The 880-nt window shown below is 63.4% G+C and carries 1 protein-coding gene; it reads left to right on the forward strand.

Annotated features, from left to right (window positions below; translation table 11 throughout):
• Window positions 1–880, forward strand: an 880-nt coding sequence (tuf, locus tag NKJ23_RS34485) for an elongation factor Tu (protein ID WP_352685188.1), incomplete at its 3' end; no start/stop codon positions are given.

Raw genomic sequence — 880 nt, forward strand, 5'->3', positions numbered from 1 at the left:
ATGGCAAAAGGTAAATTCGAGCGCACTAAGCCTCATGTGAACATTGGCACGATTGGTCACGTCGATCATGGCAAGACGTCGCTGACGGCGGCGATCACCAAGTATTTTGGCGAATACAAGCGCTACGACCAGATCGATGCGGCGCCCGAAGAGAAGGCGCGCGGCATCACCATTTCGACGGCGCACGTCGAATATGAGACCGCCAACCGCCACTATGCCCATGTCGACTGCCCCGGCCACGCCGACTATGTGAAAAACATGATCACCGGTGCTGCGCAGATGGACGGCGCGATCCTGGTGGTGTCGGCCGCCGACGGCCCGATGCCGCAGACCCGCGAGCACATCCTGCTCGCCCGCCAGGTCGGCGTGCCCTCGATCGTGGTGTTCTTGAACAAGGTCGACCAGGTCGACGACGCCGAGCTGCTCGAACTGGTTGAGCTTGAGGTGCGTGAGCTTCTGACCAAGAACGAGTTCCCCGGCGACGACATTCCGATCGTCAAGGGTTCGGCGCTTGCCGCACTTGAAGATTCCGACAAGAAGATCGGCGAGGACGCCATCCGCGAACTGATGGCTGCGGTCGATGCCTACATTCCGACGCCGGTTCGCCCGCTCGACAAGCCGTTCCTGATGCCGATCGAGGACGTGTTCTCGATCTCGGGCCGTGGCACGGTTGTGACCGGCCGCGTCGAGCGCGGCGTCGTCAAGGTCGGCGAGGAGCTGGAGATCGTCGGCATCCGCCCGACCACCAAGACGACCTGCACGGGCGTCGAGATGTTCCGCAAGCTGCTCGACCAGGGCCAGGCCGGCGACAACATCGGCGCGCTATTGCGCGGTGTCGACCGTGAGGGCGTCGAGCGCGGCCAGGTCCTGGCCAAGCCCG

It is taken from the genome of Mesorhizobium sp. M0184, from assembly GCF_040322215.1.
Classification (GTDB): Bacteria; Pseudomonadota; Alphaproteobacteria; order Rhizobiales; family Rhizobiaceae; genus Mesorhizobium.